Annotated in this window: 25 protein-coding genes; 9 read left to right on the plus strand and 16 right to left on the minus strand. The window is 37.9% G+C overall.

Annotated elements, in window-relative coordinates:
• Window positions 1-62: 62 nt before the first annotated feature.
• From ACQ334_RS18830 to ACQ334_RS18840, 3 genes are all read right to left on the minus strand, one after another.
• The gene (locus ACQ334_RS18830; protein ID WP_430989807.1) at window positions 63-407 is read right to left on the minus strand and encodes a YciI family protein; all 345 of its coding nucleotides are present in this window, start codon (window positions 405-407) and stop codon (window positions 63-65) included.
• A gap of 18 nt (window positions 408-425) precedes the next feature.
• Window positions 426-809, minus strand: a complete 384-nt coding sequence (locus ACQ334_RS18835) for a VOC family protein (protein ID WP_430989808.1) — start codon at window positions 807-809, stop codon at window positions 426-428.
• 86 nt (window positions 810-895) lie between these two features.
• Window positions 896-3607, minus strand: coding sequence for a family 78 glycoside hydrolase catalytic domain (locus ACQ334_RS18840; protein WP_430989809.1), 2712 nt, complete (start codon window positions 3605-3607; stop codon window positions 896-898).
• Between the two features lie 151 nt (window positions 3608-3758).
• Here ACQ334_RS18840 and ACQ334_RS18845 point away from each other — a divergent pair, with 151 nt between their 5' ends.
• The 6 genes from ACQ334_RS18845 (at window position 3759) to ACQ334_RS18870 (ending at window position 7580) form a co-directional block, all read left to right on the plus strand.
• The gene (locus ACQ334_RS18845) at window positions 3759-4343 is read left to right on the plus strand and encodes a Crp/Fnr family transcriptional regulator (RefSeq protein ID WP_430989810.1); all 585 of its coding nucleotides are present in this window, start codon (window positions 3759-3761) and stop codon (window positions 4341-4343) included.
• Window positions 4344-4435: 92 nt separating this feature from the next.
• Window positions 4436-4783, plus strand: coding sequence for a hypothetical protein (locus ACQ334_RS18850; protein WP_430989811.1), 348 nt, complete (start codon window positions 4436-4438; stop codon window positions 4781-4783).
• Between the two features lie 19 nt (window positions 4784-4802).
• Window positions 4803-5672 (plus strand): pirin family protein, encoded by an 870-nt coding sequence (locus ACQ334_RS18855; RefSeq protein ID WP_430989812.1) that lies wholly within the window; start codon window positions 4803-4805, stop codon window positions 5670-5672.
• Window positions 5673-5732: 60 nt separating this feature from the next.
• Entirely contained in the window at window positions 5733-6590 is an 858-nt protein-coding gene (locus ACQ334_RS18860; protein ID WP_430989813.1) for a pirin family protein, read from the plus strand.
• A 14-nt stretch (window positions 6591-6604) separates the two neighbouring features.
• Window positions 6605-6916, plus strand: a complete 312-nt coding sequence (locus tag ACQ334_RS18865; protein WP_430989814.1) for a GNAT family N-acetyltransferase — start codon at window positions 6605-6607, stop codon at window positions 6914-6916.
• A gap of 10 nt (window positions 6917-6926) precedes the next feature.
• The gene (locus ACQ334_RS18870; RefSeq protein WP_430989815.1) at window positions 6927-7580 is read left to right on the plus strand and encodes a (4Fe-4S)-binding protein; all 654 of its coding nucleotides are present in this window, start codon (window positions 6927-6929) and stop codon (window positions 7578-7580) included.
• On the opposite strand, the gene ACQ334_RS18875 is transcribed toward ACQ334_RS18870, so the two are convergent.
• Complete coding sequence (locus ACQ334_RS18875; protein ID WP_430989816.1) at window positions 7577-8128, minus strand: NADPH-dependent FMN reductase; 552 nt, start codon at window positions 8126-8128, stop codon at window positions 7577-7579. The two genes, ACQ334_RS18870 and ACQ334_RS18875, sit on opposite strands and share 4 nt — an antisense overlap.
• 155 nt (window positions 8129-8283) lie before the next feature.
• On the opposite strand from ACQ334_RS18875, the gene ACQ334_RS18880 reads away from it, so the two are divergent.
• Together ACQ334_RS18880 and ACQ334_RS18885 are read left to right on the plus strand one after the other, a co-directional pair.
• Window positions 8284-9039 (plus strand): DUF4197 domain-containing protein, encoded by a 756-nt coding sequence (locus ACQ334_RS18880; protein WP_430989817.1) that lies wholly within the window; start codon window positions 8284-8286, stop codon window positions 9037-9039.
• 152 nt (window positions 9040-9191) lie between these two features.
• Window positions 9192-9638: a DoxX family protein gene (locus ACQ334_RS18885; protein WP_430989818.1), complete on the plus strand. Its 447-nt coding sequence runs from the start codon at window positions 9192-9194 to the stop codon at window positions 9636-9638.
• Window positions 9639-9869: 231 nt separating this feature from the next.
• Here ACQ334_RS18885 and ACQ334_RS18890 read toward each other — a convergent pair whose 3' ends face one another.
• From ACQ334_RS18890 to ACQ334_RS18910, 5 genes are all read right to left on the minus strand, one after another.
• Window positions 9870-12509 carry a TonB-dependent receptor domain-containing protein gene (locus ACQ334_RS18890; protein ID WP_430989819.1) on the minus strand — a complete coding sequence of 880 codons (2640 nt, stop codon included), beginning with the start codon at window positions 12507-12509 and terminating at the stop codon, window positions 9870-9872.
• Window positions 12510-12576: 67 nt separating this feature from the next.
• Window positions 12577-12912: a heavy metal-binding domain-containing protein gene (locus tag ACQ334_RS18895; protein ID WP_430989820.1), complete on the minus strand. Its 336-nt coding sequence runs from the start codon at window positions 12910-12912 to the stop codon at window positions 12577-12579.
• Window positions 12913-13079: 167 nt separating this feature from the next.
• Window positions 13080-13469 carry a hypothetical protein gene (locus tag ACQ334_RS18900; RefSeq protein ID WP_430989821.1) on the minus strand — a complete coding sequence of 130 codons (390 nt, stop codon included), beginning with the start codon at window positions 13467-13469 and terminating at the stop codon, window positions 13080-13082.
• A gap of 93 nt (window positions 13470-13562) precedes the next feature.
• Entirely contained in the window at window positions 13563-14342 is a 780-nt protein-coding gene (locus ACQ334_RS18905) for a hypothetical protein (RefSeq protein WP_430989822.1), read from the minus strand.
• A 4-nt stretch (window positions 14343-14346) separates the two neighbouring features.
• Window positions 14347-14916 (minus strand): DUF4337 domain-containing protein, encoded by a 570-nt coding sequence (locus tag ACQ334_RS18910; RefSeq protein WP_430989823.1) that lies wholly within the window; start codon window positions 14914-14916, stop codon window positions 14347-14349.
• Between the two features lie 397 nt (window positions 14917-15313).
• On the opposite strand from ACQ334_RS18910, the gene ACQ334_RS18915 reads away from it, so the two are divergent.
• Window positions 15314-16402, plus strand: coding sequence for a T9SS type A sorting domain-containing protein (locus ACQ334_RS18915; RefSeq protein ID WP_430989824.1), 1089 nt, complete (start codon window positions 15314-15316; stop codon window positions 16400-16402).
• A 95-nt stretch (window positions 16403-16497) separates the two neighbouring features.
• Here the strand turns inward: ACQ334_RS18915 and ACQ334_RS18920 are convergent, their stop codons facing one another.
• From ACQ334_RS18920 to ACQ334_RS18950, 7 genes are all read right to left on the minus strand, one after another.
• A complete protein-coding gene (locus ACQ334_RS18920) occupies window positions 16498-16986 on the minus strand; it encodes a hypothetical protein (RefSeq protein WP_430989825.1) in 489 nt (162 codons plus the stop codon).
• 86 nt (window positions 16987-17072) lie between these two features.
• Window positions 17073-21626 carry a PAS domain-containing sensor histidine kinase gene (locus ACQ334_RS18925; protein ID WP_430989826.1) on the minus strand — a complete coding sequence of 1518 codons (4554 nt, stop codon included), beginning with the start codon at window positions 21624-21626 and terminating at the stop codon, window positions 17073-17075.
• A gap of 170 nt (window positions 21627-21796) precedes the next feature.
• On the minus strand, window positions 21797-22381 hold the full coding sequence (locus ACQ334_RS18930; RefSeq protein WP_430989827.1) for a peptidase dimerization domain-containing protein: 585 nt from the start codon (window positions 22379-22381) through the stop codon (window positions 21797-21799).
• Between the two features lie 26 nt (window positions 22382-22407).
• Window positions 22408-23331 (minus strand): M20/M25/M40 family metallo-hydrolase, encoded by a 924-nt coding sequence (locus ACQ334_RS18935; RefSeq protein ID WP_430989828.1) that lies wholly within the window; start codon window positions 23329-23331, stop codon window positions 22408-22410.
• A gap of 85 nt (window positions 23332-23416) precedes the next feature.
• Window positions 23417-23893 (minus strand): hypothetical protein, encoded by a 477-nt coding sequence (locus tag ACQ334_RS18940; RefSeq protein WP_430989829.1) that lies wholly within the window; start codon window positions 23891-23893, stop codon window positions 23417-23419.
• Between the two features lie 15 nt (window positions 23894-23908).
• On the minus strand, window positions 23909-24694 hold the full coding sequence (locus tag ACQ334_RS18945) for a hypothetical protein (protein ID WP_430989830.1): 786 nt from the start codon (window positions 24692-24694) through the stop codon (window positions 23909-23911).
• A 52-nt stretch (window positions 24695-24746) separates the two neighbouring features.
• Window positions 24747-24953, minus strand: coding sequence for a hypothetical protein (locus tag ACQ334_RS18950; RefSeq protein WP_430989831.1), 207 nt, complete (start codon window positions 24951-24953; stop codon window positions 24747-24749).
• Window positions 24954-24982 lie beyond the last annotated feature (29 nt).

Raw genomic sequence — 24982 nt, forward strand, 5'->3', positions numbered from 1 at the left:
CCTTAGAGAGCGGTTATAATTTAGAAGATACTTTACGAAGGTTGACAACCCTTCGCATCCCGTTACATTGGTATTATCGCTCTCACTTCCACACTGCCACCAACAAAAAGTATCGGGCAACCTTTAGAAATTTCTGTAGCTTCTGCTAATGAATCAGCTTTGATAATCGTATAACCACCGATCGCTTCTTTTATTTCTACAAAAGGCCCGTTAGTAACAATATTTCCCGGCTTTACAACGGTGCCGTCGGTTTCTAAACGGTTTCCCGCAGTTACCAGTTTATTTTGTGCAGCAATACTGCCAATCCAATCCTGCCATGGTTTCATCATGGCTTGCAATTGTTCGGGCGACATTGGTGGATTATCAGTTGTATTTTCTCTTCTGAAAATTAATAAGAATTCTTTCATAATATTTTTATGTTTTAATTATTTATTGGAATGTAATGCAACAGTATTGCCCTCGGTATCTGTAAAAAAAGCCATGAAGCCGATCTCATCAGTGATCTTTGTCTTTGGCATCAATACTTTTCCTCCTGCTTTGTCAATTTTTGAAAGCACATTGGAAAGATCCGGGTTGCCATTCAGGTAAACTTTGGTGCCATCTGCTCCGGGTTTATGCATCGGCCCTTGCACTAATCCCCCGGACACTGTTCCGTTCATATTTTCATAGGGGAAGAAAGCCATTTTCATACCCATCATTTCCTCCTGGCGCAGTTGAATGTCAAAAATCGTTTCGTAAAATTTTGTTGCACGGCTGATATCAGCTACTGATATTTCAAACCAGTTGAGTGCATTTTCTTTCGCTGTCATGGTTAATGTTTTTAGATGTTTTAAAATCTGTTTTCATTACTATGACGAACGGCATTGCCTTAATTAGACAATTAAAAAAAATATTTTTAAAATAATTGCATCCCCTCAAAATGGTATTTGCCCGAACCAACTTTGAGAATCACATAAAAATCCTCTTTGCCAATAACTGTAATATCTTTTAACGGGGATGGTAATATTACGTCGCCTTCTTTTGCTACGTACGCAGTAGAAGGTACGTATACAGTAGCAGTGGTGTTTGCAGGAATTTCCACGTCCATGCTAATCCTGCCTGCTTCATCTTTCCAGCTGCTGCTTAAAGTGCCATAATAAGTTTGCAAACTTGCTGAAGCATTGGTAAAGCCACCACCAATATGCGGTTGTATTTTGATATGCTTATAGCCAACACCATCTTCATAAGTATCCAGTCCTACCATCACACGGTACATCCAGTCGCCAATAGCGCCGTATGCATAGTGATTGAAAGAATTCATTGAAGGTACCTGGAAACTGCCATCAGGTTTTATGCCATCCCATCTTTCCCAGATGGTGGTAGCCCCCATTTTTACAGGGTACAACCATGAGGGATAAGTTTCCTGTAATAATAGTTTATAGGCAACATCGGTATAACCAAAACGACTGAGCACATGACAGAGATACGGAGTGCCTAAAAATCCTGTGGTTAAATGATTGCCATAACTTTTTACATTCTCTGCAAGTCTTGCTGCTGCATCTTTACGCATAGCTTCCGGCAGCATATCAAAATTTAATGCCAGCACATGTGCAGTTTGTGTGTTGGATAATAATCTTCCGTTTGGAGTAACATATTCTTTTAAAAAAGCTTCTTTTACTTTTTCTACCAGGTTGCTGTAATAAGTTATGTCGGCAGTTTTATCTAATACTTTTGCCGCATTTAATGTTAACTGGGCAGAGTATGCAAAAAAGCATTGTGCAATAAAATATTTATCTGTTACCGCTGAGCGGCCATCATTATCATCAAAGGGGCGATAAAATAACCAATCGCCAAAATGAAAACCCGTATTCCATAAATAATTTTTGCTGGCTTTTTCCATATAGCCCACCCATGCTTTCATGCTGCTGTATTGATCCGTCAACACCTGTTTATCACCATAAGCTAAATACACATTCCATGGAATGATTGTAGCCACATCAGCCCAACCTGTTGAGCCGGCATCTGTTTTACCCAATACATTCGGTATCACAAAAGGCACACTGCCATTGGGTAACTGATCAAATGCCACATCTTTTAACCATTTAGCGAAAAAATTATTTACACCAAAATTAAAAGTGGCGGTACGTGAAAATGCCTGTGCATCACCCGTCCAGCCTAAGCGTTCATCACGTTGCGGACAATCAGTAGGCACATCCAAAAAATTACCTCTTTGTCCCCATTGAATATTATGCTGTAATTGATTTACCAATGCATTGGAAGAAGTGAATGTGCCTGTTGATTTAATATCAGAATATAACGCTACTGCAGTAATATTTTCCGGTGTCAATTCACCGGGAAAACCTTCTACTTTTATGTAACGAAATCCCTGGAAGGTAAAATGCGGTTCAAAAAATTCTTCACCACCACCTTTTAAAATATAAGTGTTTTGTTGTTTGGCCACACGAAGATTCTCTGTATAAAAATTTCCTGCTTTATCCAATACTTCTGTATGAAAGATATTTACTTTATCACCGCTATTACCTTTTACTTTTAATTCCACCCAGCCTACAAGGTTCTGTCCAAAATCAGCCACTAATTCTCCTTTGGGTGTTCTGAAAATTTTAATGGGTTTAAATGTTTCATGCTTTTTAACAGGTTCATTATAGGTGGCCACTAAATGCGCTTTATCGGCGTCACCAATTTTTACGGCTTTCCAGTCGGCATCATTAAAGTTGGTTGCTGACCAACCTGTTTTTTCTTCTCTTGCATCATCTGTTTCGCCATTATAAATTTCCGCATAGCGGATAGCACCGTAAGAAGATTTCCAGCTTTCATCAGAAATTATTGTTTGTGTAGTGCCATCATTGTATTCAATTTCTAACTGCAATAAAATGCCCGTTTTTTTACCATACAGATTTTTATGATCATCCCATGCTAAAAAGCCACGGTACCAACCCATGCCTGCCACAACTCCAATGGCATTAGCGCCATTGTTCAACATGGCTGTTACATCATACACCTGGTATTGCAGGCGGTTGTTATAACACGTCCAGCCCGGGGTTAAATAATAATCACCAATACGTTTGCCATTAATTTGCGCTTCATACATGCCATGTGCTGTAATGTAAGCAGTAGCCGTTTTTATTTTTTTATTCAGCAAAAATGGTTTTCTGAAATATTGTGCCGGACGATTGATACTGTCTTCTGCAAAACCTGACTCTATCCATTTTGCTTTCCAGTCTGATGCATTTAATAAACCCATTTTAAAACTAGCCGTAGTACTCCATGCAGATGCAGCGCCATAATTATCCCACACTTTTACCTGCCAGTTATATTGCTTGCCCGATTGCAACTGGCTTCCTGCATAAGGTATCATAACTGATTGTGCTGATAATACTTTGCCGCTGCTCCATACAACGCTTTTTCCATTCATTACTTTACATTCGTAAGCAGTTTGTACCACATTTCTTTTACTGCTTGCCAATTGCCAGCTCAGTCGGGGAGTGGCAACATCAATGCTCAATGGATTGGAGAGATTTTCTGTGAGCAGGCTGGTTACGCTAACCTGGGCTATTAAAAACTGCAGACTGACAAGCATGCAAACAAATACAGCAAACATTTTTTTCATTGGAAAAGCTTTATAAGAGGTTGAAGAAATTAAGAGGCTTAAAAGTAAGCACTTTTTAATTTATGATGAATGATTTTTGGTTTTAAGTTTACACAAACAGTTCGCCGATGACTACATATTCTTTCTTATTTTTGAAAACAGATAAATAACTATGCAGCCCGATCTATTATTAAGTGCCATTGCCAGACATATCAGCCTTACTGCCGAAGAGCAGCAGCAGCTAATTGCTGTATTGTCATTTAAAAAAGTAAAGAAAAAACAGTTTTTGTACCAGGAAGGTGATATTACAAAGCAGGCTGTATTTGTTATAGCCGGTTGTCTTCGCAGTTATTCCATTGATAAAAATGGGTTTGAACATATCCTGCAATTTGCGCCGCCCGGTTGGTGGATAAGCGACATGCGGAGTATGATCACCCAGGAGCCGGGTACATTGTATATCGATGCCGTGGATGATAGCGAAATAATACTGATACAAAAAAATGACCTGGATAAACTGTATGCAGCCATACCCAAACTGGAACGCTTCTTTAGGATATTGGCTGAAAATTCTTTAGCCACTTACCAGCACCGCCTTATCGATAATCTCAGTCTTTCTGCACTGGAGCGTTATGGCAATTTCTGCAAACGCTATCCATCATTGATAGAAAATCTCCCTCAAAAGCAGGTAGCTGCTTACATTGGCGTTACGCCGGAATTCCTTAGTAAAATGCTGAATAAAGTTCCTGCGAAGAAATAAAACTTAATCTTGATTAAGTTTTTTCCTTAACCTGCATTATTTTTTTTAGTTTATTGCCATTGTACTTTTGTTATTCAAAAAAAGGAAAGTATATGAACAGGACAACAATACTGGTAGTGGGAAAAAATGATTTCTTACATACCGGTAACGAATGGGATGTAGTTACAGTGGCTGATACAGAAACAGCGATTGAAAAATTTCACCAGGTGGATTTTGATGCGGTGGTTTTTAGCAACACTATCCAAGATGATGTAGTAAAGCTGAGTAAATTATTTTTGTTTCAACAACCGGATCTGATCCTCTTGCAAAATAATAACGATGATGTAATTACTGAGCAGATAAAAACTGCCTTGCAAAAAAGAGACGCCACCAGCAAACCTTCATTCTCATTTGTTGATGATGCTCTAAAAACAGCGGCATTACCCATCACTATTCAATAAAAAAATTAAAATAAATTGTATGAAAAAAGTAATCGAAAGAATAATAAAAAGACCTGAACAACCAGGCATGGTGGGAGATGGTTTCAGGGTATATAATTTTATACCTCGTGCTAATATTCCCCAGAGAAGAATAAGCCCGTTTTTAATGCTGGACTTTGGTGCTGAATTTAATTTTACACCAACTGAAAAACTAAGAGGTGTGGATGTGCATCCGCACAAAGGTTTTGAAACCGTGACCATTGCTTACAAAGGCAGTGTGGCACATCATGATAGCGCCGGTAACAGTGGTATCATTAATCCCGGTGATGTGCAATGGATGACTGCGGGTGCTGGTATCTTACATAAAGAATACCACGAAAAAGAATATTCTAAAAAAGGTGGCCCGTTTGAAATGGTACAGTTATGGGTGAATCTTCCTAAAAAAGATAAATCAGTAGCACCGCATTATCAATCTATCACTGCCAGCCAGATGGGTAAAATTGAATTGCCCGGCAACAGTGGTATTGTAAATGTAATTGCAGGAAATTACAACGAAGTAAAAGGCCCTGCAGCAACTTATACACCGGTAAACCTGTTTGATTTTAAATTGAACAAAGATGGTGAAGCAACAGTGACTGTACCGTCAACACATAACACCGCTTTGCTGATAATTAACGGCAGTGTTGAAGTAAATGGTAGCAATGCAGCTGAACACAGTTTTGTTTTGTTTAAAAATGAAGGAGAAGAAATACAGATCAAAGCAAATGAAAATGCAGTAGTGTTATTGTTAAGCGGTGAGCCTATCGATGAACCCATTGCAAGCTACGGTCCGTTTGTAATGAATACACAGGACGAAATATATGAAGCGATAGCAGAATTTCAGAATGGAAAATTTGGAGTGTTAGATTAATTATAATTTTACAAGGAAGTCAAGTTTTTAAAACTTGACTTCCTTATTTTAAAAACTTTAATGATGAAAAAGGCAATTGAACATATTTTAGCCGGAAGAGAAAAACAGATCACGAAAGAAGAAACGGTATTGCAACCTTTGCCACACAAAGATTTCAGGTTTGCCAATCCTTTTATTGTACTGCATCATATGCTGCCGAAAAATATTGAGCCCGGTTCCGCATTGCGTATCAATCCACATCCGCATCGTGGTTTTTCGCCAGTAACATTCACCTTGCAGGGAGAAGGATATCATAAAGACAATGCCGGGCATGATAATGTAGTAAAAGCCGGTGATGTACAATGGATGTTTGCAGGAAAAGGCTTGTTGCATAGCGAAGGCCCTACACAAAATTTTTTAGATAATGGCGGCGTAAGTGAGTTCATACAATTATGGATCAATGCACCGGCAGCTAATAAATTTGATGCACCATCTTATCAATCTGCAACAAAAGAGCAATTGCCAAAAGTGCTGGAACAGGAAGGGGTGAGTTTTCGCCTGGCCAGTGGTGATTATGAAGGTAAAACGGGACCGGTAAAAAGTTTAACTCCGGTAATTTCAATAATAGGAGAAATAGAAAAAGGCAAAAGAGTTCAGTTTGCTGCAACACCAGGCTACTGGACATTGCTGTATGTAGTTAATGGCCGCATTAATGTAAACATGGAAACTGTTACTGAGCATAACTTAATTGTATTTGAAAAAGAAAATGATGAGATAATTGTTTGTGCAGAAGAAAGTGCACAATTATTATTTTTGTCTGCCGAAGTTATTGACGAGCCAGTTGCAGCAAAAGATAATTTTGTAATGAACACCGCAGCAGAAATTGAACAGGCCATGGATGATTACAGGAATGGAAAATTCGGTACATTGAGTTACTAATTAAAAAAATAATTATGAAAGATGAATTTGTAAATCTTCCGCTTGTAAAAAATGAACACCTCAAACAATTTGAGATGATGGTGGATGACTATAAAGCAAAAATTGTGTATTCAGAAAATCATTTTACTATCAGCCTGCTGCATACCGAAGTGCCACCTGCATTGGAAGGCAAAGGTGTTGCCATTGCCATTATTGAAAAAACACTGGCTTACCTGGAAAAAAATCATTTCAGGTTAATACCACTTTGCCCGTTTGTGGTGGCGTACATTAAAAGGCATCCGGAATGGAAAATGATCTTAGATGAAAGCGTAAGAGATAAATTTTAAAAATACTGCAATGCAATACAAATTAGAAAAGCCGGTGCATGGCACTATCGGTACAAAAAAATATCAATGCAATATTGAATGGCGTAATGGTAAATTTATTGCCGATGAACCTGTTAAAAGCGGCGGTGAAGATACCGGCCCCGATCCATTTACATTATTATTGTCTTCATTGGCTTCCTGCACGTTGGTAACCCTGCGCATGTATATTGAACGCAAGGGCTGGGATATTCCTTCCATTGCTGTAAACACCAATTTGTTTCAATCCAAACAGGGAGAAGAACTGCTGACCTTTATAGATCGTGATATCAGTTTCCCGGATGCTGAAGTAAGTGCAGAGCAGAAAAATCGTTTAGCAGAAATTGCACAGGCTTGCCCTGTTTCAAAAATACTGGAAGGCAATACTAAAGTGCGTACTTATGTGTATCATGAAGAAGAGGTAGATAAGAAAATAAAATACGCTAATGATGATATCACGGTAGTATGGAAACCCGAATTGTGCAAACACTCCGGCCGCTGTGTAACGCAATTACCGCAGGTATTCGATTTAAAAGCGCATCCATGGATCAATGCAAAAGGTGCCGATACACAAACGATAATTGAACAGGTGAATAAATGCCCTACAGGAGCGCTTTCGATAAAAAATAATAATGATCCAGTATTTTAATGTTCAGCAATTGAATTGGTTTCAATGGTATTGATTAATGCAGTAATCAATTCTTTTATTGCAACAAGTGTAGCCTCATCTTTAATGATATAATCTTTGCCGATTTTTGTAGCTGCAAATTGAATGAGCAATTGCAATTGTGCTACATTTTCCGCCTCAATAGTTTGTAATGTTTCCAATAAAGCGGAATGACCTGCTCTTCCATCTGTGGAAGCTGTTATTAATGCGGTTGGTTTATGAGAAAATTCATTGGTAGAGACTGTCCAGTCAATAGCATTTTTTAAAGAACCCGGAACACCGTGAGCATATTCAGGGGTACAAATGATCACCCCATCAGCATGCCGTAGTCTCTCTCTGAATAGGATTACTTCAGGAATAGCTTTGTCTGTATCATCAGGATTAAAATGTGGCAATGCTGCAATGCCTTCAAATATTTTCATTTCAATAGCATCTTCAAATAAAAGTTCAATAGCCTTCAATAAATTAAAATTGGTAGAATTCTGGCGGGTACTTCCCGAAATGGCTAATATCTTTTTCCTTGCGGCCATGTAAAAATTGCTTTTGGTATGGTTTTTAATATATTATTGTGGTTGTAAAAATACTGGAATTTGTTGCAGGAATATGTAAACAACTATTCCGGAGTATTAACCATATGTTAGCATATTAACCGATAATTTTGTCGTCTAAGTCTTAAAATCTGAATATGAAAAAATTTACTTTCGTTTTATTGGCTGTTGCAGCCGTTTCTTTTGTTAATGCACAAGGCATTTTAGGTAAGATAAAAAAAGCTACTTCTAAAGATAGTAGCGGAAATATCTTGTCCGGTCTTGGAAAATCCACCAGCGGATCAGGATTGAGCAATGATGATATCATCAACGGTTTAAAAGAAGCATTGACCATTGGTACCGACAGTGCTTCAAAAAGATTACACAAAACAGATGCATTTTTTACCAATGCAGCCATAAAAATTTTAATGCCACCGGAAGCACAAAAAGTAGAATCTACTTTGCGCAAAGCCGGTTTAGGTTCTTTGGCAGATAAAGCCATTTTATCAATGAACAGGGCAGCGGAAGATGCAGCAGGCGGAATTTCTACCATTTTTATTGATGCGGTAAAACAAATGACCGTTACTGACGGATTGAAAATATTAAAAGGAGGTGATTTTGCAGCCACTGATTATTTAAAAGCCAACACCACAGCAAAGCTTACAGAAAAAATGCGGCCTGTTATTGAAGCTTCATTAGCAAAAGTAAATGCTACTACGTATTGGAAAGACGCCTTTACAGCGTACAATAAAATTCCACTCACCAAGAGCCAGGTTAATCCTGATCTTAGTGCTTATGTTACCGAAAAAGCAATGGCAGGTATTTTTTATTCTATAGGGCAGGAGGAGCAGAAGATAAGAAAAGACCCGGCGGCACAGGTAACTTCATTACTGAAAAAAGTTTTTGGAAAATAAGCGCATAGTTTTTAATCATTATAATTTAGAAAGCCGGAACGATTGTTCTGGCTTTTTTGTTGCACCTGCAGGTGGATAACTTACTATTGCAAAAACTGTTTATTTTGTTTAAATTTATAGCAGGTCTTTATTCTTCATCTAAAACAAGCTATATGAATTATCTCCATCGCCTTGAGCTTTGGGGTGAAAATCATCACTCCAAATGGCTTGATATTGTACGGGTATCACTCGGTGCTTTCCTCTGTTTTAAAGGGATCAGTTTTTTGGTAAACATGAGTACGCTTATTGGTTTGCTGGGAAGTGGGAATATGAATTCCGGTTCTTTTGCATTGGTATTAATCGGGCAGTTTATTGTGATCGCTCATTTGCTGGGTGGCTTTTTTATTTTGATAGGATTACATACCCGGCTGGCATGTCTCTCACAAATGCCGATACTTATCGGTGCTGTTATTTTATTGCGTTTTTCCGGCAATGATAATATTCCTTCAGGGGAATTGATGTTGTCTGTTGTAGTATTGGCTTTATTAATAGTTTTTTTGGTCATGGGTAATGGCCCATGGTCTTATGATAAAATGTTCAAGGAAGAGAAACGGCACTAGGTTTGTAAATATTAGTTTACACCGGTTGCGGTTTTAAATAAAACACTTGTGCTGCCCAGGCAACGCAAGTGTTTTTATTTTAAGAAAAACTCAATTCCTGGTATTAAGAGAAAACATTTAATGCTACATGATCTACATAAAACACAGGGGCATTTTAATTGAATATTGTATGTTGAGCATTGAGTATTGAGCATTTTTTAAACTCATCCACGATAAAGAAAATACCATTCCCTATTTCAATTTATACCTCCATCCTGCATACAGCATCCTTCCTGTTACCGGCCCCCAAACCAATGATGCATCAAAGTATTGCCCGAAAGGTTGATTGGCTGCAACAATTACATTGTGCTGAAAATAATTGGTAAGATTTTCTGCGCCGATATAAAAATCCATCGGATGTTTTTTACCTGTAGTTTTGCTGATCTGTGCATTCATCAAAATAAAATCAGGAGAATATTCATCTCTCTGGTATTGCAAAGGATTAGATGATGTATTCGGAATTCTTTTTTTACCATTGAAGTTAATCGTGTAATCAAATTTCCATCCTTCAACAGCATAAGCAAGATTGGCGAAAGCCCTGTTAGCTGCAATTAAAGGCCGTTGCAATAGTTTACTACTGTAAGTTGTCTTTACATCAAAATAACGATACGCTAATCTCAGGTCTAACTTTTTTATAGGTTCAATATTTACCTCTGCCTGGAAACTATTGGAATACGATTTGCCCTGCAAATCATAAAACTTCACTTCCGCAGGATTTTCTAAATCTACTACTACCTGGTTAGTAAAATCATTCCTGAAAAAATCAAGGCTTAATAATCCGTCACGCTGAAAGAGTTTAAATTTCTGATCTACACTGATACCTTTGTTCCAGGCAACTTCTGCATTTAAGCCATAGGCCTTTCCAGCAGCAGCATTCATAATATTCACTTGCCGTGAGCTTACCAATACACTGGTGTTCTCTGCAAAAATATTAGCAGTACGTTGCCCACGGCCGGCACTTGCACGTATGGTAGTACCCTTTACTGGCTCGTACCGCATATGTAATCGTGGTGTTGCAAAAAAGCCATAGAGATTATTATGATCGCCTCTTATTCCTGCTATCAGACTGAATTTTTCGTTTGGCGTAAAAGTGTATTCAAAAAAAGTGCCGGGCACATTTTCTGTGCGTTTATAATTCACTGCTTTCAAATCTTCATTGTAACGATCAGATAAAAAACTTAAACCTGTTCTGAATTTATGTTTGGTATTATTAATGATAGATTGATAAATTAAATTGGCATAAAAATTTTCTTGTTTAGCATTGTATGTGGTTAAGCCAAAATAAGAATCCTGCTGATGATCAATGGCAGATAATTGCAAACCGATGCTTTTGTATTTCTTCTCCGGAAAAACGTAGCCGATTTTTGCAAATGCCTCATAACGTTGGGTGTTGATACCAAGGCCATATTTATTGGTAGTGTTCTTATCAATTGCAGGATCATAGCCTACTTCGCCACCGGTTCTTTTATCAGTTAGTATTTTTACACCAAACTGGGTGAGAAATCCTTTGCCATTATCATACTTCCAGCGATTGATCAGGTTGAATTGATTGCCGGTGGGCAGATCTCTGAAACCATCTTTATTAAAATCTAATTTCTTGTTAGATAAAAAATCATCGTGCAGTAATAACCCGGTTGACCATTTGCCGCTGATCTTTTGTGAAAGATTTAAATTGAGGTCTGTTTTGCCAACATCATTCACATAAACATTAGCAAATAATTTTTCACTGTTCTCCGGTTTTTTTAATTCTACATTTATTTGCCCGGCAATACTTTCATAACCATTGGCAACAGAGCCTATACCTTTAGTGAGTTGTATCGATTCCACCCATGGCCCGGCAATTGAATTTAAACCTAAGGGAGTTGCAAGACCTCTTGGGCCTGGTAAATTTTCTACAGTTAGCTGTGTATAGTTTCCACTCAATCCCAGTAATTGAATTTGTTTAGAACCTGTTACCGCATCATTATAGGAAACATCCACCGACGGATTGGTTTCAAAACTTTCGCTCAGATTACAACAAGCCGCTTTAAATAATTCTTTATCCGTCATTATTTGTGTGCGGATAGGATTTGCAGCGGCTAAATAAGTAGACCGTTGTTTAGAAAGTACCGTTACTTCTTTCAGTTGTTTGTTAGCGGCTAAAATAATTTTCAATTCATTCATATCAACAACACTGATAGTATCGGGCTGGTAACCGGCATAACTGATCAATAACCTGCTGCCGCTACCATCATGAGGAATCAAAAAAATACCTGTGCTGTCTGTTGATACACCTTGTTTGGAATGTAACCAGATTACACTGGCACCGGGCAAAGGCGTGAACTCTCCTTTTTTTGTGGTCTCTAATACCACACCTTTTACAACATGTGTGTTTGTTTTAGTTTCCGGAACTACAGCTTCAGTTTTAACAGGGTGCTGTTCTATCGCAGAATCTTTAGGATACATTTTTATAGTATCTGTACCGGCTTGATGAATCATTGTTTCCATTTCCCTGTAATGACAGCAGGAAGGAAGCTCTTTATAAACATTGTCTTTCGCTTTTTTATTTTCAAGGTCGTGGCCAACTGCAACAATGCGGTTTTCTATTTTGTCTAATGAAATTTGCGAAGGATTATACGTGAGGCTTAATATTTTGCTATCAACATCCCAGTTCGCTTTTTTTACACCCCTGCCTTTTACCACGCCTTCAATACGGGCTTTGCATTGCTCACAGGCACCGAATACTTTAAAGCTTACGCTGGTGTCTTTTGTAATGGGTTTATTATTTTGTGCATTTGATATACCCGCAGAAAAAAACAGCAGTAATATCAAAAAATATAGTTTCGTTTTCATTGTCATAAAATTTAAATCATAAAACCAGTTTGCAACAAATTTTGTTTGCTGCAAACTGGTTACTTAATTAACCTCTTTTGGTTTTTACCTTTGTCTTTGTTTCAGAAAGATCCATTCCGCATTTAGTGCATTTGCCCGGCTTGTCACTGGTTACTTCAGGATGCATGGGGCAGGAATAAGATTTCATCACTTCCATTTTCATGTGTTCCTTTTTTGATTTGGTAAGATCCATACCACATTTGGTGCATTTGCCAGGTTTATCGCTGGTTACTTCAGGGTGCATAGAGCAACAATATTTTGCTTTTACAGACATAGTGGTGTCCGCTTTATGCATTTTGTTTTTTTGAGCAAACATTGTAAGTGATGCCATTACAGCAATTACAATTAAGGTTACTTTTTTCATTTTGATTTGATTTTATGATGACGAAATATTTTCAATTAAATAATAGTATACCAGTTATTGCCGGATACTTCATTAATATAAGTTGTAATAAAAATTAAGAGAATGCTGTACAATAAACAGCTATGCATACAGTACTATAAGAGCCTGTTGCTAAAGAGGAGATTAAATCAAATACGGTAAGTGCAGTTGAGGATATAAACAGGAACACCATTAAGCTTAGGTGGCGGAGCATTACTTGCATTGGCAACAACCACGGGTTCGTTTGCCGGTGCTTTTACTTCTAATAAGGGAGTTGCTACATGAAGATCAGAAAAATGTTTAACAAAAGCAGTAATGCCATCAGCTGCAAAATGGCTGTCTTTTACTTTGAGGCTTTTGAATTGTGTTTTGCAGCAGCCTTTCATGCCATCGGAATTACTGCATTTTTCTTTGGCTTCCTGCACCAATGTTATGTTGGTGGACTTTAGTTTACCGCAACAATAAAACTGCCTTATCCCGATACCTAATGTAGTGAGGGAGTAGATGGTAATAAGGAATATGGCGGTAATTTTTTTCATTTGCTATTGCAAAGGTACACACTTTATAATACTTTGTTTTTATAAATAGGTTAAAATTTCTATGATTTTTGTCAGGTGGCTCCTGGCCAACAGTTATATCTTCTCAAAGTATTTGCCGGTAAATTTATACATGATGAATTTACTGGTTACTTTACCTGCTTCAATAACTACGGGTATTTTTAATATTTTTTTTACTTTATCATAATATACCAGTTGTAAAGGCCTTTCATTATGGCCTTCCAGCAAAAAGAAATTGAATTCGAAGCCCAGTTCATTTTTAAGGCCCGTTTTTGTCTTAATGATTTGTACAGAATCGTTTAGTGAATTATTTTCAATAGTGAATGCGTTAATTGCCTGGTAGCAGTCTTTTGAAGAAAATGTTGCCAGGCTTACTCCAAGGTAATAAGTTTTGTTGACTGCTTTTACAGTATGAATTGCGGAATATGATGCACCAAAATCTCCTTCCTCATAGATATAATCGGGTGCTTTTGAAAATACTTTATTATTGCTTTTATACTGGTATACCACGTCAAAATCATGTGCCGTTCCTCCCATAAAAGTATTCCAGGAATAAATTCTGAATAGCCCATCATCAGAAGTGGCGATGTTTACGCCTTCTTTCTGCAATGCCTTAAATGGATAAGTAATAGTAGAAGGATTTGCTGCAGTGTATTTCAACAGTTTGGCCAGGAAGATTTCGTTTACTGCGGCGATCGAATCACTAGAATGCACTTTATCGCTGCTCTCATAGTGTTCCAGCCAATAATCAATTTTCTTAAATGTGGTTAATAAGTTTTGTTCAATTGTTTTTTCATTTTGGGCATCTGCCTGCAGGATATTGAAAAATAAAATAAGTGCTACAATTTTTTTCATTTGTTTAGCCTAATATTTTTGAAATAAAATCAGAATGTAAACTGATCTTCATAAATGCAGCCAACCCCAAAATAAAACCCAACAAACTTACAGTGCCTGAAAAATACAAGAGCCATCTTTTTTGTGTAAGGGAAGTAATGCCAAACATGGCGATGGAGATAGTTAACAGCGCTTCCGTCATATCAAACTGGTCGTCGAAAAGATTGATATCGTCGTATTGTTTTTGAAAACCTTCGGCTTCAGTTTTTATTGTTTCTTTTTCTTTTTCGTAGCGTACTATTTCATCTTCGTATTTCTTTATCTGCACATCCGATCCTGCTGCATGCTGTTCTTTAAGCAATCCTACTGTATTTTCAGCAATCGCTTGTTTGGTGCTTTTAGCCTGGTAATACGACCATGCATCAATCCCATGCGCCTGTGCCTGCGACATGGATTGGACGATGTTGCCGTCTTTAACATTACAAAGCGCCATAAAAGTGGCAGTTAATGCTACAAATAACGCCACCCTGGAATTAATATTACTTTTGCCGGCTTGCTCAAGCGGCTCCTGGATTGTTTCTGCAATGTCCGACATATTTTAAATGAGTTTACAATTGTTGTTTGTACATTAAAGATCACACATGGTTTTCCGAAGTTAAACAGAATTATTTTATTCATATTCGTTTATATAAGCATACTGTGGCTGACAGGTGACCTTTAACAACTGCTTAATAGCCCAATGTGTGAATCATGCAAGAAAATATGAAAGTTATGTAACAAATAACCAGCCTTTAGTGCTCATCTTTACATGCTGGCAACAAAATTAAAACCGGTTGTAAAACCGCAATATATAAGTCTGCCTACTGAGCACACAAGCACACCACCTGCCGCAACACGGCACACAAAATTATTTCCAACTCCCGTATAAAGACTTCTGTTGATTTCAGATCTGCAGTTTTTAATTTTTATCTCTTTACACTTAAAAAAAAATTATGAAAAAGTTTTTACTATCGGCGGTTGTTATCGCATCCGGGCTTGCTGCTACTGCACAATCCCCAACAGTTGTTACTACGGTAACTAATTGTAGTGTTTTCCGGAATTTTAATCTTAGCGATGAGGGTTTTAGTTCCCCCAGTATTTACTCCGACGGCAACGATGTTTCGTTTTCCTGGAATGCGGGTGCAGGTGCAGAAATTGAAAGCAGCGGACTTGTAGGACGCAGCGGGAGTCTTATTTCTCCTGTATACGTTCAAAGTGAACCCGGGCATGTTACATTAGGGTTTAAATATACTGTTCCTGTAAATACCCAATACAGGGTAAGGGTGATATCGGCAGTAAGCACTTCTCCGCTGGAGATATTGGCTACCACTGCAAACGGCCCGGTCTACACCAGCCTGGCAGGCACTTCAGGAAATGTTTGTATAGCATTGGCAGATGCAGATCTTGAAGTTGGTCACCTGATTCGCTTTGAATTTACTTTCAGGGCTATTACACCTGGCAATATCACATTTGATGATCTGGCACTTTCTGTAGCAGGCGGTCCGTTACCGGTAACTTTTGAAGGATTTGTAGCAAGAAAGAATACTGATGAATCGATTAAGTTATTGTGGAATGTGGGCGAAGAAGTAAATGTAAAAGGATATTATGTAGAAAGCAGTACCGATGGTATCAATTTTACCAATGCTACTTATGTAACTGCAACAGGAAAATCAATTTATAGTTTTGATTACCCGGGTAAAACGGTGCAAACATTGTTTTTCAGAGTAAAAAATGTTGACTTTGATGGCAGAAGCAAATATTCTGCTACAATAAAAGTTTACAGCAAAACACAGGCAACTGCACAAATACAAATTTATCCAATGCCTGCAAGAGAACAGGTGACTATTCAACATAACAAAGCAACCGAAAATACGGTGATCACAATATTGAGCCCCGAAGGAAAAATATTGCAACGTAAAGCAGTTGTTGCCAGTACACTTCAAACGCAACTTAATATCAGCGGCCTTGCTGCCGGAATATATTTTGTTAAGTATGATGACGGTACAGGAAATACACAAAGCGTAAAGCTGATCAAAAATTAAAATGGTTCTGATGTATAATGCTAACGGCTGCTGCAAAGCGGCCGTTTGCTTTTTTAAAGATCGGGTGAAGGTGTGTGTAGTACAACCAGTGTAGTTTATTTTTTTGTGGTTGGCTTTGTATTTTTCTTTGCTCTTTTTACAGGAGAAACAGACTTGGTAATGGTTGTACCTTCCACAATTTGTTTAGGGTCTTTTACTTTTGCCAACGCATTTACATAAGCTTCGTTCAATAATTTTTTCATGTAAACTTTTGGAAATTCTTTTTTATTTTTTACAAGGATATACCGGTATTGGTTGCCGTTACCAATGAGTTTTTTTTCAGGGTCGGATAACTGGCTGCCAAAGTAAAATCCAAAATGAATATTCTTACTCGTTCGCCCAACAGCAATAGTACAAAACGTATGTCCTAACCGGTCGGTTACCGACCAGCCAAAAGCTACCGCATTATAGTTATCATAGATCAGTTCATTAGCCTTAGGATATAAATTCCAGACAAATTCCCTTAGCCAAAGTACCGTTTCTGTAATGTCTTCATCAAAAACAGTGAGAAATTTAAGCAGGTCTTTTGTGTGATCTTTACCCATGATTTAATTTAAAACCGGTTGAAGAAGCAGAGAGAATTACCATTCCAACTTGTAAAATAGTGATTTATTTTATTATTGTTGCATTATCAGCAAGGGATGGTAATAGTTGTTCTGCAGCCTTTACCAAGGCTGCTTTCCATTATAAGATTGCCATCAAAAGATTCTACCCTGTTCATAATATTGGAAATGCCGATGCCATTTCTTTTACTGCTGATATCAAATCCTTTGCCGTCATCGGCAACAATTACCGTAAGCAGTTTATTCCTGCCGGCTTTTATTGATATTGTTATGCATTGGGCTTCTGCATATTTAATGGTATTATTAACTAATTCCTGCAATATCCTGTACACATTTAATTTAAGGTCGTCGCTAAGTAATGGCTTAGGTACAGCGTAAATAAAATCAGTTTTTATTATCGTAGTATGATTAAAGTTTATCAAAAGACCACGGGCCAGATTTTCCAGGTCTATATTTTTTATCGGGCTCACCAGGTTACGGCACAGGGAACGGATCTCTTCAATAGCGCTGGTCAATAATTCTACAGGGTATTGGATCAATTCTTTTACTGTTGCATTTTTATGGCCAGCCGATGTAAGAAATAGTTTGGTGCCTGCAAGTATCTGGTTAATATTGTCGTGCAGTTCTTTCCCAATATAATTTCGTTCCTTCTCCTGTCCTTGCAATATAGCCAGGGTTATTTTCTTTTGTTCTTCCATGCTGCTTTTTAGCCTGGCCTGCTCCAGCAGCCGTAATTCAGAGATATCAACATGCATTACCACAGCGCCTGCATATTCTTTTTCCAACAACGGAGATACCACCATTCTGAACCATCTTTCTTTTTGCGGCGAATGGCAAGGGTACTCGTATACAAACTCTTTTATTTTATTTGCAAGTACAGCTTTTAATCCATCCGCCACTTTATTGCCATCCGCTTTTTCATTACCGGCTGCGTTTTCTGCAATGGCAATGTAATTATTCCCTATACCATGATTTATGCCTGCAAACTGGTTCTCATCAGCAAATTTTTTCCAGGAATCATTTACATCAACAATTACACCTTCTTCATTCAGCAATGCAATATTAGCCGGCAGGGTATTCAGTATCACCGACATTCTTTGCGCTAATGCCTGTTTTTCTCCAAAGCTTTTTCTTAATTGTTCTTCCGCTTTTATGCGTTCTGTTATATCTCTCGAAAAGCAAGCAGTTCCAATTACATTGCTGCCTTCGTAAATAGGATTGAATGAAATTTCTGACCAGAAATCGTACGGTGTATCACTATACTCAATTTCTTTAAAGGTGGCTCCTGCAAACGCACGTTCATAGTAAGTTTTATAGCGCTTAATGGTATCCGGAGGAAATTCTTCGTTAAGTAATTTAAAACCTTTTGTGATCTTATGGCCAGCTGCAGCTGCAATCATATCGTTGAAAGCGTGGTTTGAAGTAATTAGATTAAATTCTCTGTCAACACTCCAAACCATATCACCTGTATTGTTGATCATAGCATGGAGGTTACTATGATCAAATTCTTTTTGTTGTTCGGCTATTTTTTCTACGGTAATATCACGTCCTGAAATACAAATACCAACGGTTTGATTATTTTCCTTAACAGGATTAAAAATATAATTGATCCATATTGTTTCACCATTTGTCCTGTTGTAACAGCGGTCGTATTGAATGGTTTCGCCATTGATCACTTTTGAAAATACAGCAATAAAAAAATCTTTCCTGGATTCTTCTATGTAATCAAATAAACTGGTACCGGTTTCTATTTCCTGCTGAAGGTTAAGCAAAATATTTTCAACTACCCTGTTATTAAAGGCTTTGATTATGCCATTTGCATCGGCCAGTATAAATCCTTCCGCTGCATTGTCAAAAATGGCTTTCAGGTTTTCTTCAGACTTAATTAATTTTTCTTCGCTCTCCACACGTGCTGTAATATCCCGGGAATTAAATACAATTGCTTTTACATTTTTATCGTTTAGCAGGTTAATAGCAACGCCTTCCATCCATTGGTAATGGCCATCTTTATGCATGTTACGGAACTTGCCATATACCGGCTTGCCCGGATTTGCTTTTACATCTTCTAATAATGTAGTAGCTTTTTCAATGTCATCGGGGTGTATATTTTTGGCTCCGCTGAATCCTGTAATTTCTTCATCTTCCCAACCAGTGATCCTTGTTGCAGAAGGACTGCGATACACTACAGTAAAAGTATCATCGAGCAAAACAATAAGATCATTATTATTTTCGATTAATGCCCTGAAACGTTTTTCACTTACGATAAGTTTTTCTTCTGCTTCAATTCGTTCGGTAACATTGCGAAAGTTAAACACAATGGCGTTTACATATTTATCCTGTAATAAATTTATAAGCACACCCTCTACCCACATATAATGCCCTTGCTTATGCCACATGCGAAATTTACAAGTAGTTGCTTTGCGTGGGTTAGCCATTACATCCTGTACAATTGCAGCAGCCATTGGCCGGTCTTCTTCATATATATTCCTGGTAGCATCCACACCCAGCATATCTTCGTTCGTCCAGCCGGTAATTCTTGCTGCAGCAGGGCTGCGGTATACAAGTTGGAATGAGCCATCCATCAACGTAATGATATCATCGCTGTTTTCAATCAATGCACGGTAGAGTTTTTCACTGGCCATTAATTTTTCTTCTGCTTCAATTCGTTCTGTTACATCACGAAAGTTAAATACTATTGCATCTACATATTTATCGTGTAATAAATTAACTACCATTCCTTCAACCCATAAATAATGCCCTTCTTTATGCAGGTTACGAAATTTACAGTTAACAGGTTTACCGGGGTTGGCCATTAGCTCTTTTACAATTGCTGCAGCATATTCCCTGTCGTCCGGATGAATATTTTTTGTACCATCCAGGCCCGTCATGTCTTCATCCGTCCAGCCTGTAATACGGCTTGCAGACGGACTCCGGTAAATAACTTTAAACGATTTGTCCATCAGCGAAATGATATCATTGTTGTTTTCAATTAATGCACGAAAACGTTTTTCGCTGGCCATTAATTTTTCTTCAGCTTTATTTCGTTCAGTAATATCATTGGCAAGAATAATTCTTGCTGCTACTCCTTCAAAAATAATATCATGTACAATAATTTCTACCTGTATAATACTGCCATCTTTTTTCTTATGGTTCCAGATACCTTTATTGTAATTGTTAGCTGTTATTGCGTTGGAATGGTCGGAATGTATGAACACGTTTTTATCTGCATCAGGCCTTATATCCAAAGCCGTCATCGAAAGAAATTCTTCACGGCTGTAACCATAGTGCAGTACAGCCATTTCATTCACATCCAGAAATTTAAATGCTTCCAGGTCCATTACCCACATCGGCATAGGATTATTGGCAAAAAGATTACGGTATTGCTTTTCGCTTCTTTTGATTGCTTCAGTGCGTTCTGCAATTTTACTCTCCAGTTCCTTATTTAAATCACTCAGCGCTTTTTCTGCTTTTTTACGATCGGAAATATTCCTTACCAGTATAAGATTGCCGGATTCATTGCCTTCGGCATCTTTTAATTTTGATGCTGTAACAATTACACTTATGGGGCTTCCGGACCTGGCATGATAAATCAATTCTCCCTGCCAGATACCTTTCTCAGCAATAGTTGCAATTACTTGTTCCCTGGGTTGGTAGAGGTAAATGGTTTTTAAAACATCCACGGTTGTCTTTCCAATCACTTCCTCACTTTTCCAACCGAATAATTTTTCTGCGGCATCATTCCATCGGGTGATACAAAAATTGTTGTCGGAAGAAATTACAGGATCCTGGATATTGTTGGTAATGCTGGCTAAAAAACGAAGGCGGTCTTCATTTTTTCTTTTTTCTGTTATGTCTTTGGTAACTTTCGCATAGCCATAGTGTTTACCATTGCTATCAATGAGTGCAGTATAAACAATGTTGGCATAAAATAATGATCCGTCTATACGTTTACGCCAACCTTCTGTTTCAAAATGTCCGTTTTGCAAAGCTGATTGCAAATTATTTTTCGGAATGCCATTGGCAATGTCTTCATCGGTATAAAATATATCGAGAGGCTTGCCCATGATCTCTGCAGCAGTATATCCTTTGATATATTCTGCACCGCTGTTCCAGCTGGTTACGCAACCCTTTTTATCTAACATAAAAATGGCATAGTCTTTCACACAGTTAACCAGTAACTGAAAATCACGTTTATTCTTCTTCAGTTGGTTGCTGGCAATACGGCTTGCAGTTACATCCTGCACCTTATGAATGATGTAGCAAACTTCATGTTGCTCATTAAAAACCGGGGTGTTCAGCGGGCTCCAGTGCCGTTCTTCAAATACACCATCAGGGCGGCAGATATCATATTTCTGATCTGCCATGGCATGGGGCTTTTTGTGTTGGAGTACATAGTTTAATGATGCCCTTAAGTTAAAAACACCATCAGCATTGGGGTCGCCAGGATTATTGGGAAAGGCGTCAAATATATTGCGGCCAATGATAGCCTCTCTTGTTTTTAAAGAAGCCTCAACGTAAAGATCACTTACAGCAGCAATAGTAAAATCCGGGGTCAGGATAAGAAACAGCCCGGGCAACTGCTCAAATAAAATTTTAAAATTATCCGCCGGTATTGAAAACATGCGCTGGTTTGATAAGGAGTTAAGGTAGTATCAATTATAACGTTCAACACTGTTGTATTTGATATATCCCGAAACTATGTCATATTTAACCACAGACTTGTAGTATAAACTCTATATATGCGATAGTATAATAAAGCATACTAATGTAATAACCTTAATCTGAAGTAATACTATTTAATCATCATCAGCGCACCCATTGTGGTTATACCATCTATAAAATTTCCAATGCGGATGTTTTCATTTTCGGCGTGCTGGTTATTATCATGATTAGCAATGGGGATGGTAATGGTTTTGGTATGCAGGTATTGTTCAAATAAATATAAAGGCAGGCTGCCACCCATGGTAGGTTGTAAAACTATTTGCTCCTGCGAAATGCTTTTTACGGCACTAATTACTTTTTTAATAATGGGCAGATCCATTGCAGTACGCTGTGCATTATATCCATCTGCACCGGGAACAACTTTAATGAGTTTGGGATATTTTTTTCTTTCTTCATCAGTAGGTTCATGATCGGTTACATAGTACCCCTGGGTTTTAATATGTTCAATCACTTTCTGTTGCTGCCTTTTCCAATCGTTACCCAATACCAGTCGGAGATCGATAACGGCTGTTGCAAACGTAGGTATCTGGTTAGATGATTGTTTGCCTACATTGCCGCTTTGAATGCCATTGATATTTAGAGAAGGCAGGTTGATCGCTTCATTTAAACTGGTGCCTTTCATTTCGGTATTGATGATACCTAATTCATTTTTCATTTGTGCATCTACAGAAGGTACTTCACTTAACGCTTTTTTTCTATTGCACTTAATGGTATTACATCATCATAAAAACCTTTGACGGTAACCCTGCCATCGTCATTTTTCATAGAAGATAATAACTTCACCAGCATCATAGCAGGGTTAGGTGCCCAGTTGCCGTAATGCCCGCTGTGCAACGGCCGTTTGGATGCGTACACTGTAAGATCGAGATGGGTATCACCACGTACCCCAAATACAATTTGTTTTTTCCCTGATTGATGTATTGGCCCGTCACAAATGATCCATAGGTCAGATTGCAATAAGGATTGGTATTTTTCTAAGATCTCATTTAAATGAACTGAGCCGGCTTCTTCTTCGCCTTCAAAGAAAAATTTAATATTGCAGTTGGGTGTTAACCCGCTTTTTTTAATCGCATCATAAGCATTTAAAATGGCCGCTACACCGGCTTTATCGTCCGAAGCGCTTCTGGCATATATTCTCCAGTCGTTATTATAATTACCATCTGCAGGAAAAGAAATATTACTGCCGCTTTTATCTATTGCACCGGTAAATAGTTTTGGGATAAAAGGAGAAAGCGATTTATCCCACTGTGCAGCATTAACGGGCTGTCCATCATAATGTGCATAAAAGATCAGTGTTTGCGTAGCGCCGGGCACCATCACTTCGCCAAATATAGCTGGTGGCACATTTGCTGTATTGGCATTTAAGAATTGTACTTTTTCAATGCCTCTTTTGGCCATCATCGCCATAATAAAAGCGGCAGTTTTATGCTGGCCTGCTGTATCAGCAGCTACATTCGGTATGGTTAAAAAATCGGTGAACTCATTGATGATAGCTCCTTTATTTTGTTGAGAATAATTATTGATAGCTGCTATAACAGCTGGTTGAGCTGTAATGATTTGATGGATTAGTAAAGCAGAAAAAAGCAGGAAGCTGTATTTTTTCATGAGATCAGTTTAAGGAAAAGTATACAATCATTGCTGCTAAGGTATACAATTCATTTAAAGTAAAGCAACAGGAGCTTTGTAAGTGCTATCTTTTTTCTTTAGCGAAAGTTCTTGTGCCACTATATAAGTAAATAATTCTGTGGTTGAACCTGTAATCTGTTACTGTTAATTTAAGCTCAGCAGTAACCGTTGTTTTTGTGAAGGAGATGATCCTGATAGTACCTTTTATTTTTATACCATCTTTTTTCCAGTTCCAGGCAGAGCGCTGGCTCCAGTTACATTGTATAACGTTGGAATCTTTATTTACATCGATTGGTTTTAATTGCTTTGCCCGCAGTGTGTCTTTAATGTTTATGGTGAGAACAAGACCGTATTCTTCATCAATCGAATTAGGTAGATCGTACCACACTTCCTGCTCCAATATAAAACCCGTATCAGGCAACAGCGTATTCCGTTCAGTAAAATTGATTTTATTTTTCAGCTGTAGCACTTTTGTTGTTTGGGCAAAACAATTGCCTATACAAAAAATAAGCAGCGATGCAATGGTTGCTTTCAAATTCATAGACTGCATTTAGAATTAGTAGTATTCGTACTTATCATACTGAAAAGCCTGTGCTCTTTTTAAATAAAAAATGTCGGTAATTAACTGGTCTAAATTATCAACAATATAATTTAGCTCCCTGGTTTCTTCTGCGAAATTTTTACCCTTACTGTCGTAATTTAAGGAGGTTTCGTCATTTATTATTTGGCGCAGTAAGCTGATATAGAGTTTTTTTTCTTTGGCAATATCATAGGTTTTAGATTGGCTGCTTTCGTGGGCAATAAATGTATGCAGGGAGAATTCTGCATAAGCCAGTATCCTGTATTGCTGGTGCCCGAAGTATGTGCCGCCATCCTGGATGTGTTGATAAAGCGCATTGATATTGGTATAGATGTCGATCAGTTTTTTTCGGCGTGCCGCATATTTTTCAATGCCCTGTTGTTGTTTAAGAAAATAAGCATACAGCATGTAATAAGTATCTTTCCCTGCTTCACTGCTGAATCCTTCTTTATTGCTGGTGGAATAATACATCAGGTCTGGATCTGTAACATAATCCATATGATCGATGTGGAGTAATTCAGGATGCTGATCTATCAACTGGTTGAATTCTTCCTTGCTGTATTGTAAGCTGTCATCATTTTCAGTTACAATAAGTAAACTATCTTTTGTAGTATAGTATTTTGAATAATCAGGTTTTATTGCAGCGCTGCTTTTGGCAATAGTATCAGCAGGTGCACTTTTATCATTTAAGTTTGCATGATTGCTGCAACCGCTGACAGTTGCAATAAACAAATAACACAGGGCTTTTAAAAATCTGGACATTTGTATAAAAATAAATAAAAAAAGAATTCAGGGTTATATCACAGTAACTATGCTACTCAATAAAATTTTGAATAGTTACTGTTCCGTTTTTACAATACAGCAATAAGTAAGTACTGCTTACACCTTTCATTTTCCATTCTGCCGGAATAGTCGTGTGTTTGTTCTGCAACACTGTAGGTATAGTGAACAGGGCTTTTATTATTATCGAAATAAGGTTGACAGGAATTACCGGGTGCTGCAACTGCAGAGTCCTGGGCATGAACAGTAACTCCAATATAAACTGCCAGT

Source organism: Ferruginibacter sp. SUN106 (genome assembly GCF_050611765.1).
In the GTDB taxonomy this organism is placed as follows: domain Bacteria; phylum Bacteroidota; class Bacteroidia; order Chitinophagales; family Chitinophagaceae; genus Ferruginibacter.